Below are 9645 nucleotides of genomic sequence, written 5' to 3' on the forward strand. Positions count from 1 at the left end.
GATCAGCTCATTGCGTGTTGTCATGCTCACCTGCCTCATCATCGCCCCCGCAGCTCGCCAGAGCTCGGGAGCAAATCAGATGAGGCAACGATCCAAAATCAGGGAGCAATTCAGGCGATGCAATGCGGGGATTCATGACAGACTTGGCCCCCTCGTCCAGTCTCGACATCAGAACCGAAATCTCTGCGGCTTACACAGCCTGGGATTCGGCGTTCAATCAGGCTGATGCAAAGGCGGTCGCCGCCGCCTATGTCCCGAGCGCCAAAGTGCTGCCGCCGACCCACGAGGTCATATCAGGTCCGGCAGCGATCGAGAACTTCTTTGCTGGGCTGTTTTCGCGCGGATTCACCGATTACAATCTGACAATCATAGACACGGGTGGAGACGACAAGGTCGTCTACAGCACGGCCCATTGGAGTGCCAAGGGCAAGGGAGCCGATGGAGCTCCCCAAACCGCTGCCGGCCTCGCCACCCACATATTCGAGCGTCAGGCCGACAGCTCGCTGAAGCTGAGGTTACACACCTTCAATTAAGCTGCGGCAATCGTCGCCTGCCGCCTTGCGAGGGACTTCGCGTGGACGTCGCGGAATGGCTTCATCGTCTTGGACTGGAGCGCTACGCACAGGCCTTCCAGGATGCCGAAGTCACGCCCGAGGTCCTGCCGGAGCTGACCGAAGCCGATCTGAGAGAACTCGGCTTGCCTCTCGGCCCGCGTAAGATGGTGCTGAAGGCAATTCAGGCACTCGGCCCATTGGCGGCTCCCCTCCCTGTCGAGGTTCATGCGGCGGCTGACCAGACGAGACCGGCACCACCGTCCGAGGCCGAGCGACGGCAGCTCACGGTGATGTTCGTCGATCTGGTCGGCTCAACCGCGCTCGCATCAGGGCGCGATCCTGAGGACCTGCGGGACCTCATCCAGGGCTACCAGAACACCGTGGCGGGCGAGATCACCCGGTTCGAAGGCCATGTCGCGAAGCTTCTGGGTGACGGCGTCCTGGCGTACTTCGGCTGGCCGCGTGCGCATGAGGATGACGCGGAGCGGGCCGTTCGCGCGGGGCTTCGGGTGACCGAGGCGGTCGCGGGCCTTAGAGAGCGGGGTGGTGCAGCACTGGCCGCTCGCGTCGGCATCGCAACCGGTCTGGTCGTTGTCGGCGAGCTCATTGGTGAAGGGGAAGCCCGCGAGCGGGCGGTCATCGGTGAGACCCCGAACCTGGCCGCCCGACTGCAAGGGCTCGCCGAGCCCGGCAGCGTCGTGATTGCCGAGTCGACGCGGCACCTCCTCGGAGAAGCCTTTGTGTACCGCGATCTTGGTACGGTCCACCTCAAGGGTTTTCCTGGGTCTGTGCGGGCATGGCACGTCGTCGGCGAGGGAACGGCCGAGAGCCGGTTCGACGCCCAGCATGGAGCGTCGACGACTGTGCTGGTCGGGCGCGACCAGGAACTCGCCCTTCTGTTGGACCGCTGGCAGCAGGCGAAGGAGGGCGAGGGCCGGATCGTCCTGCTCGGCGGCGAACCAGGCATCGGCAAATCCCGCCTCGTGCGGGCCCTGCGCGACCAGCTCGCAGGCGTGCCGCACACCCCCCTGAGCCATTTCTGTTCACCGTTCCATACCAGCAGCGTTCTGTACCCTGTCGTTGGGCTCCTTGAACGGGCAGCGGGAATTCGGCGGGAGGATCCTCCCGCAGAGCAGCTCGATAAGCTCGAAGCGATGCTCGCTCTGGGGACCGACGACGTACGTGAGAGTATTCCGCTACTCGCGGACTTGTTGGCGATCCCGACCGGTCAGAGATACCAGCCACTGGAACTCAGCCCACACCAGAAGAAGGAGGGGACGTTTCGGGCTCTCCTGGGGCAATTAGAAGGTTTGGCCGCAAGACAGCCGGTGCTCGCCATTTATGAGGACGTGCATTGGGCCGACCCTACCATGCTCGAACTGCTCGATCGGGCGGTTGACAAAGTGCAGCGGCTCCCGGTGCTCATGATTGTCACCTTCCGGCCGGAGTTCGCTCCCCGCTGGACGGGGCACGGACACGTGACAGCGCTCTTTCTGAGCCGGCTGGGACGCAGACAAGGCGCCGCCGTGGTCGACCAGATAACCGGCGGCAAGCTGCTTCCGCAGGAGGTCCTTGAGCAGATCCTCGCCAAGACCGATGGCGTGCCGTTGTTCGTCGAGGAACTCACCAAAGCCGTCCTCGAATCCGGGCTGCTCGAGGACCGAGGCAGCCATTACGCGCTGACGGGTCCCTTGCCGCCGCTGGCGATCCCCACGACGCTCCAGGACTCGCTCATGGCCCGCCTTGACCGGTTGGCCCCGGTCAAGGAAGTCGCCCAGATCGCGGCCTGCATCGGACGCGAGTTCGGACATGACCTCCTGAAAGTGGTCACGCCACTCGATGAAGACGCTCTTCAACGTGCTCTCAACGAGTTGTTGGAGGCGGAGCTCGTGTTCCGGCGTGGCGTACCCCCGGAGGTTAGTTACAGCTTCAAGCACGCGCTGGTGCAGGACATCGCGCACGAGAGCCTCTTGAGGAGCAAGCGGCAGCAGATCCATGCTCGCATCGCCGCTGCTCTTGAAGAGCATTATCCTGCCGTTGCCGAGGTGGAGCCGGAGACGATCGCGCTGCATCTCACGGAGGCCGGGTTGGCGAGCCGGGCGGTTGGCTACTGGCTGCGGGCCGGCCGGAATGCCGCCGGGCGTTCCGCCAATCTCGAAGCGATCAGTCATCTCACAAGAGGGCTGGAGGCACTGAAGTCCTGTCCAGAGGGACCGGAGCGGGACCGTCAGGAACTTGCGCTCCAGACGGCCATTGGAGGTCCGCTGATCGCCATTCATGGCTACACCGCGCCGCAGCTCGGCACGGCGTTCACCAGGGCGCATGCGCTTTGCTATGAACTTGACGACACCGATGCCTTGTTCGCCGCGCTCAGCGGCAAGTTCATCTTTCATTTCGTGAGAGGTGACTACAGCGCCATGCAAAGCTTGACCGCTGAGGCGGAACGCGCCGCCGAGCGGACCGGGGACATAGCACTTGAGTTGGCTGCGCACCGGCTGGCCGCTCTCACCGCCGTGCATGCTGGCGCCTTTGTCAAGGCCCGCTGCGAGTTCGAGACAATCTTGAGCCGCTATCAGCCCGATGCGCATCGACCCCCGCCTGTCCATTACGTTCACGATCCGAAGGCCTCTGCGTTACCCTACTTAGCCATTGTGCTGTGGATCCTAGGCTATCCGGAGCAGGCCCAAAGCATGGGCCGGGCGGCGTTTGAATACGCCATGGAGCTGAACCAGACGAACCTCATCGCCCACGTTAAGGTCTACGGCGGAGCCGGACCTGCCGAGCTGATGGGTGACGTGGCGGCGGTCCATGCGAATGCGGACGCTGTCATCGAGCTCGCCGATCAGCACAGTTTGAACTATTGGCGGTTGAGCGGCCTCATCCTGCGGGGCTGGGCCCTGGCACAGGAGGGGGCGGTTGAGGATGGTTTGGCGCTCATGCGCCAGAGCCTCATCGATCGGAATAGGCTCGGAGCCAGTTGGTACCAGGTTCGGTATTTGTGCATGCTCGCAACGACGTACCTTCAACTGGGTCGAGGCGACGAGGGCTCGGCTGCGCTGACCGAAGCCAAGGACCTCGCGGCGCGCAACGATGAACGCATGTGGGCGGCGGAGCTTGCTCGCATCGGTGGCGAACTCCGGCGCGTTCAGGGAGCTCCTGCGGACGAGGTCGAGGCGTACTTGCAAGCCGCGCTCAACGTTGCACATAGCCAAAGTGCGAAGTCGTTCGAGCTGCGTGCCGCCATGAGTCTGGCGCGACTTTGGTGGGACCACGGTAGGGTGGCCGAAGCGCGACGTCTTCTTGTCCCCATTTACGGGTGGTTTACGGAGGGTTTCGATACCCCTGACCTCCGCGCGGCCAAGGCACTTATGGAAAAATCGGCTGAGTCTTAGTGCTCCTTGTCCTGCATGCTTCGTCCTGAATTTCCTGCATGCAAATTCCAGATCAAGAGTTGGCGCTATAGTCCTGGCACGAAGCTGAAGTCGCCAAAAGGTCTGCACTCGCGGGTAAGCAGACTCTGCACTCGCGGGTAAGCAGACCTTGTCACGGCTGTGATGAAAGACTGAGTTTGACTGATGCCGTTGAACCGCTGTCGGGATCTGCTTCATCAATCTATTACTTGCGTCAGCGAGCCAAACCAGGCGCAACATCCTGTATGCTGAGCACGCGAAAAGCGACAGGTGCAGGCTTTTTCAACAGCATCGACCCGGAGCGGACCTCCAGCAGTCGGCAGGCACTCCGATCAGCGGATCCTAACAGGCTGCTTGCATCACGCGGAGCGGTTCCAGCCCATTCAGCCCGATGGCAAGGGACGGAGACGGGAGCCGCTGTTAATGGCGACAAACGTGAAGACTGCTCTGGTCACCTTGATCTGCTCGTCGCCGTCGTGGGAGCGGCGTCTGGCTTCCACCTGAAACCTCATCGACGCTCGCTCCGTCGCGGTCAGCTTTGCTGGCGATGTGTTGGGCGCCATCTCGTGTGCAATTAAGGATGTTCGCAGAATGGCGTACCGCTCCGTCAAAGCTGCTGCCTACACTCGCCTGAGCCTTTCAGAGGGGTCCTGGCATGAAGAGGTTGGTTACAATCACCGGTCCTGTCGCAGCCGCCCAGATGGACGGGTATCTCATCGAGGAGCGGCTCCTCGATCGCATCATGATCCAGGTCATCGACAAGGGCGACGGGAACCTGGAGATCGCGTTTGATGAGAGAGACCAACGCTATCTCTCGCAGTTTTCTGCGGCGCAATTGGCCGAATGGCTGCACGAAGCGATGCTCCACGTCGAGGCGGCATGTCCGCTGGAGACGCGCGATGGAAAAGCCGCCCGGATCGCGGACGAGGCGCCACCGAGAGCGAGATCGTCCATCAAGGCCATGCGACCGGCGCGGCAGGAGCACGATCTTCCGGCTGGCCTCGAGTTCTTGAGACGGACCTAATCTGCCTTCGTTTATTTGTGCGAACGAACCGAACGGCCACGCCGTCATTGTCATCACGGAGGAACACTGTTCCTCGGTACGGCCGGCTTGCGGCCCCAGCAGATGAGAGAATGACAATGGCTCGAACCAAAAAGGACGACACCTCCCAACCCAGCAGGAGCCGGAACACGCCGGAGAGGTCGGCGTCGAAATCCGCCTCCCCGTCTGCCACGAAGAAGGGGGCTGGTGCTTCCAAGCGTGCGCAGCCCAAAGCGATGGCTGGCTCCCGGTCTGCCACGAAGTCCCAGGCTGTTCCCGCGAAGGCCCGTTCCTCCGCAGGATCGCGCACAGCAACACGCTCGACCTCCGGCACATCGCGATCGCGGTCCGCGACGCAGACCCGCTCCGCATCCCGCTCACAGGGCGGCCTGCTGAACCCGATGGCCTGGCTCTCAACGCTTGAGACAACGCTCACCTCCCCGCAGGCGCGCGCCGTGATGGCTGAGGCCCTCAGGGCCGTCGCCAATGTGCTTGAGAAACCGCAAAGCAGCGAGCAGGGCCAAGGCGGCGGAACGCAGGAAGGCCGGAACGCCGTGTCGGCCGCCGGCAGTCTCGGTGCCGAGATCGTCGCAGCTCCGCTCGAGGTCGCCGCGGCGGCCATCGGTGCCGCAGGGGAGGTCGTGACGAGCGCCCTTGGCGGATCGCCGGGCGAGGGCGGTGGCAACGGCGCCAGCCGGAAGGGCAGCCGGCGGTCCTCCGCGCAGAAGAAATCCTCGAAGGTTAGCGACGAGACGAGCCGATGATCGGTCGGACGGACAGCAGATCCTCCAGGACGAGCCGTCCGGCCGGCGTCAACATCAGCAGACTTTCGTCAGGGGCAGAGATCCTTGGAGCGATGCAACGGAGCCTCTCGCTGTCACTCACTCTCGTTTGGTCCCGGTCATTTGGGACATGAAGATCTCCTGCATCTGCTCGAACCCTTTGAGGGTTGCCGGAAGCCAGGTTCTCAGCATGGCTTCCGGCTCCATGGCCCGGATGTTCGCGGTCATGCGGTCCTGCACCTCTCGCATGAGTTACTCTTGCATCGGCTTCACGTCCGGCAGTCCCAGAAAGGCCCGTGCCTCCTCGGGCGTGCACTCAACATCCATGGTGATCTTCATCTGACATCCTGCTCCAGCATCAACAGATGGGCTGCCGAACGGTGGTCTCGTATCTCGCTGCTGAGGTCAACCAAACCGGGCTACGCGGCGCGATGTGTACTCGGATTAGCCTCAGCCACTCTACTTTTCCATCACATAGGTGCCGGGCGCATCCTGCAGCGGCGGATGTTTCGGACCGCCCATGTGGGGCGGCGCCCCTTTCCGGCCCGAGCGAGCAGAAAGCCACGCCGTCCAGTCCGGCCATCAGCTCCCCTCATGGCGGCTGGCGCTCTGCAGCCACTGCTCAGGGCTGCTCGCTCCTGCGTCGCTACTCTCCCGGGTCCAATAGGTGCCCTTACCACCCGGTGGATTGATGATCCCGGCAATATGGCCACTGGAGGCGCGCACGAACCGCACCTCACCGCCAAACAGCTGGGTGATGCGCCAAGCTGCGTCCCAGGGCACAATGTGATCCTTCTCGGCTCCGACGGCATAGGTATCCTGGCGAATGCGGCCGAGATCAAGCGCCTCGCCCTTGAGCGTGATCTTGCCCGGCTCGATCAGATTGTTCTCCACATAGGTGTTGCGCAGATACCAGCTGTGGGCGGCACGCGCCATCCGGGTGCCGTCGCTGTTCCAGTACAGGAGATCAAAAGCCGGGGGCTTGCTGCCCATCAGGTAGTTGTTGACCACGTTGGCCCAGATCAGGTCGTTCGAGCGCAGCAGGTTGAACATGTTCGACATCTCGCGGCTGTCGAGATAGCCCCGTTCCATCATCTGCTGCTCGATCAGGTCAATCGCCGGCTCGTCCATGAACACGGCGGTGTCGCCCACGCGTGAGAAATCCTGCAGCGAGACCATGAAGCTGGCCGCGTTAAACCGCTTGTCACCCTTGGCCGCGAGGGCCGCCAACGTCATTGTCAGCAGTGTCCCGCCGATGCAGTAGCCCATGGCATTCACCGTCGGGCTGCCGGTGATGTCGCGCACCACATCGCTGGCCTCCAGCGGGCCGAGATCCATGTAGTCCTCGATGCCGATCTCATCCATGGAGGCATCCGGGTTCTTCCAGGAGATCAGGAAAACCGTGAACCCTTGCTCAACCAGGTAGCGCACCAGGCTGTTCTTGGGCTGCATGTCGAGGATGTAGTACTTGTTGATCCAGGGCGGCAGGATCAGCAGCGGCGTCTTGTGAACCTTCGCCGTTGTGGGCGCATACTGGATCAGCTCCATCAGGCGATTGCGGTGGACCACCTTTCCGGGCGTAAGAGCGAGGTTCTGGCCTGGCGCGAAGGCTTCCTGTGTCGACCATGCTGAGGCGCCCTGCCTGAAGATCGGCAGCCAGATTGGCGGCCCCGGCTGCAATACTGGTCCCACCGGTCTCAATGGCTCGTCGAAGGGCGACAGGGTTCGACAGCAGGATCAGAGCGGGGCTCATTGCGTCCACGAACTGCCGCAAGTGGAAGGTGATGCGCTGCTGCTCGGCCTCGTCCATGTCATCCACATCGCCCTGCTGCAGGAGCCAGTCTGACGCAAGCAGGTAGATTTGCTGAAGAGTGCGATAGACCGGGTTCGTGTGCCACTCGCGGGCAGCGAACCGCTTGTCTGTTGCGGGAGTAGATGGTCCATTCCCTGGCGCTGAACCTGCAATGCCGAGCCAGCGCTGCCCGGCCTCCTGCCACACGTCAACCGCGGAGCGCCACAAATCCTGGTTGAGATCCGCCACGGCCAGAGCCGCACTGGGCTTTCGCAGCGAGCGCAGCCAGACGATGCGCAAAGCCCGGGCAATTTCAGCCCAGTCGACGGGCACCACCTCGCGCAGAGGATTGGCGTTCCACATCTGGTCGATGGAGCGGAGTGTGGGATCCTGTGACAGGCTTCCTTGGAGTTGATTGACTCCTCCGGCGATGAGACTCGAAGCAGGGTTGCCGGCTGTCATCTGCCACCAAGCCGTGCCTGGATCAGCGAGTGCCTTCGCTGGGGAGGACAACTGGTCCATCCATGAGGCCCAGAGCCTCAGCATCATATCGGGTCCGGGCATGTTCCCGTCCATCGGCGCCTGGGCTTTATCCGTATCCTGCCCCGTCATGGGCTTTCTCCGCATTTCCATGGCTGTCGTTCGGCTTGGATCCCAGACCCGATCCGTGCTCGGCCTTAATGTCCGAGGAGCGTTTGGATTTTGCCCAGACCGGGAGGGACACGGCCGGTGCTACCTGTAACCCCTCTGGTGTTGGCGATGGTTTCCCACCATCAACACGCTGGCCAGTTCTGGTACGAATCAATGGTTCCGAGCCGCTTTACAAGCAAGTCCTGTTCAGCCGGCCACCCTTGAGGAGCCTGAGGCCGGCAGGAGGTCGGCCTCACGCACGACGCGCTGAACGGGTCCGCTGGCGGCTTTGATGCGGTAGAGCGGCTCGCCATCCGGACCACTCGGAAGCTGGCGCAGGATCTCGTAGATCCCGGTATTCTCGAGAAGCGTCTCCCGCGGCCGCACAAGTTGGCCGATCTGGAACCTGTGATCCATGGCACTTCCTCCTGCTCCGTGAGCGTGGTTCTGCCGAGACAGTCCGCCCATTGATCAAACAACCGGATGGCTGTGCTCAACGTTCCCGATCCGAAGGGATAGTGCCTTGGACCTCCCGACTGATAAGCCCGCTCGCCTGCAACTCTCGAAGCAGCACGCTAGCGCGGGCGCACCCGGCAGGAGACTGCCGGTTGACCAATAGACATTCACGGTAGCAGGGGATGGCAGGAGTGACGAGCGGACGTCATCACGGCCACGCTCAAAGGCTCAGTTTGACCCAACGCTGACTCTCCGCAGCAGTGAGGTACGATAAACGCATAGAAGTCAGCGTGCCTCGCAAAGGCGGCATGGATCCTTTCATCGGAAGCAGGAGGCTCAGGCTCTTTCGCTCAACCCACTCCAGAAACGGAGCGGTCACAATCGCGCTCCGTCTTCATGTATGGGTGGAGGAGAGCATTGCCGGGCGATTGGGGTCGGCGAGGTAGTCAAAAACAATATGCTGCATTCCCCAAGAGAACAGGAGGATGCAAAACGCGACCGCCACCCCATCCAGAATGTCGGTTGCCAAAGTCGGAGGTTGACCTTTCGGACGTCCGGTGTTCCTAACCTTCGTCGGCCAGTTAGTCGGCATGGCGGCACCTCAACCCTGCGGGTCTTAGCCAATCCCGCTATCATAGCATTCATGCGGCGCTAAGGCTGGAATTCCTGTGTAAATAGCAGGCCCCGTCAACTTAGCGCTTTTACTTGCCCGTCCCGGTGTTTAGGTGGTCCGGAGCGGGCTACGCATTTTCAATAGCGTAGATCCGTCGCGGAATAGCGGAGAACAGCGGAAAATGCCCTTTACTCAGCTACGTGGACGGTGTCGTCTGAGCTTACGCACCGGTCTTCTTCCTAGATCCTCGGCCCAGAGGATTTGACGAGTTGGGGATGGCGGAGGAGGGGCAGGCCTTCAGGGGCGACCAACACCTCGATGCTTCGCGCCACTCCGGGCTGACGGCGGATCAAGCCGGCGCGTTCC

General features: G+C 62.3%; 8 protein-coding genes and 1 pseudogene. 4 read left to right on the forward strand and 5 right to left on the reverse strand.

The annotated features are described in order from the left end of the window. Window positions 1–134 precede the first annotated feature (134 nt). From FS320_RS31855 to FS320_RS31875, 4 genes are all read left to right on the forward strand, one after another. Entirely contained in the window at window positions 135–533 is a 399-nt protein-coding gene (locus FS320_RS31855) for a YybH family protein (protein WP_244627529.1), read from the forward strand. 41 nt (window positions 534–574) lie between these two features. Then, on the forward strand, window positions 575–3946 hold the full coding sequence (locus FS320_RS31860; RefSeq protein WP_162003383.1) for an AAA family ATPase: 3372 nt from the start codon (window positions 575–577) through the stop codon (window positions 3944–3946). Between the two features lie 673 nt (window positions 3947–4619). Further along, entirely contained in the window at window positions 4620–4988 is a 369-nt protein-coding gene (locus tag FS320_RS31870; protein ID WP_152716456.1) for a hypothetical protein, read from the forward strand. Between the two features lie 116 nt (window positions 4989–5104). Beyond that, entirely contained in the window at window positions 5105–5770 is a 666-nt protein-coding gene (locus FS320_RS31875) for a hypothetical protein (protein WP_152716457.1), read from the forward strand. Window positions 5771–5887: 117 nt separating this feature from the next. Here the strand turns inward: FS320_RS31875 and FS320_RS47110 are convergent, their stop codons facing one another. From FS320_RS47110 to FS320_RS31890, 5 genes and pseudogenes are all read right to left on the reverse strand, one after another. Next, a complete protein-coding gene (locus tag FS320_RS47110; protein ID WP_202882917.1) occupies window positions 5888–6037 on the reverse strand; it encodes a hypothetical protein in 150 nt (49 codons plus the stop codon). A gap of 3 nt (window positions 6038–6040) precedes the next feature. Then, the gene (locus FS320_RS51000; RefSeq protein ID WP_420846806.1) at window positions 6041–6127 is read right to left on the reverse strand and encodes a DUF6489 family protein; all 87 of its coding nucleotides are present in this window, start codon (window positions 6125–6127) and stop codon (window positions 6041–6043) included. A 243-nt stretch (window positions 6128–6370) separates the two neighbouring features. Further along, a complete protein-coding gene (locus FS320_RS48585) occupies window positions 6371–7480 on the reverse strand; it encodes a PHA/PHB synthase family protein (RefSeq protein ID WP_338105575.1) in 1110 nt (369 codons plus the stop codon). Beyond that, window positions 7479–8213, reverse strand: a pseudogene (locus tag FS320_RS50355) (class I poly(R)-hydroxyalkanoic acid synthase); the annotation flags it as partial. The pseudogene FS320_RS50355 and the gene FS320_RS48585, both read right to left, overlap by 2 nt. A gap of 204 nt (window positions 8214–8417) precedes the next feature. Continuing rightward, window positions 8418–8627 carry a hypothetical protein gene (locus FS320_RS31890; protein ID WP_152716458.1) on the reverse strand — a complete coding sequence of 70 codons (210 nt, stop codon included), beginning with the start codon at window positions 8625–8627 and terminating at the stop codon, window positions 8418–8420. Between the last annotated feature and the right edge of the window lie 1018 nt (window positions 8628–9645).

This window comes from Microvirga tunisiensis (assembly GCF_009296175.1).
GTDB classification, from domain to species: Bacteria; Pseudomonadota; Alphaproteobacteria; order Rhizobiales; family Beijerinckiaceae; genus Microvirga; species Microvirga tunisiensis.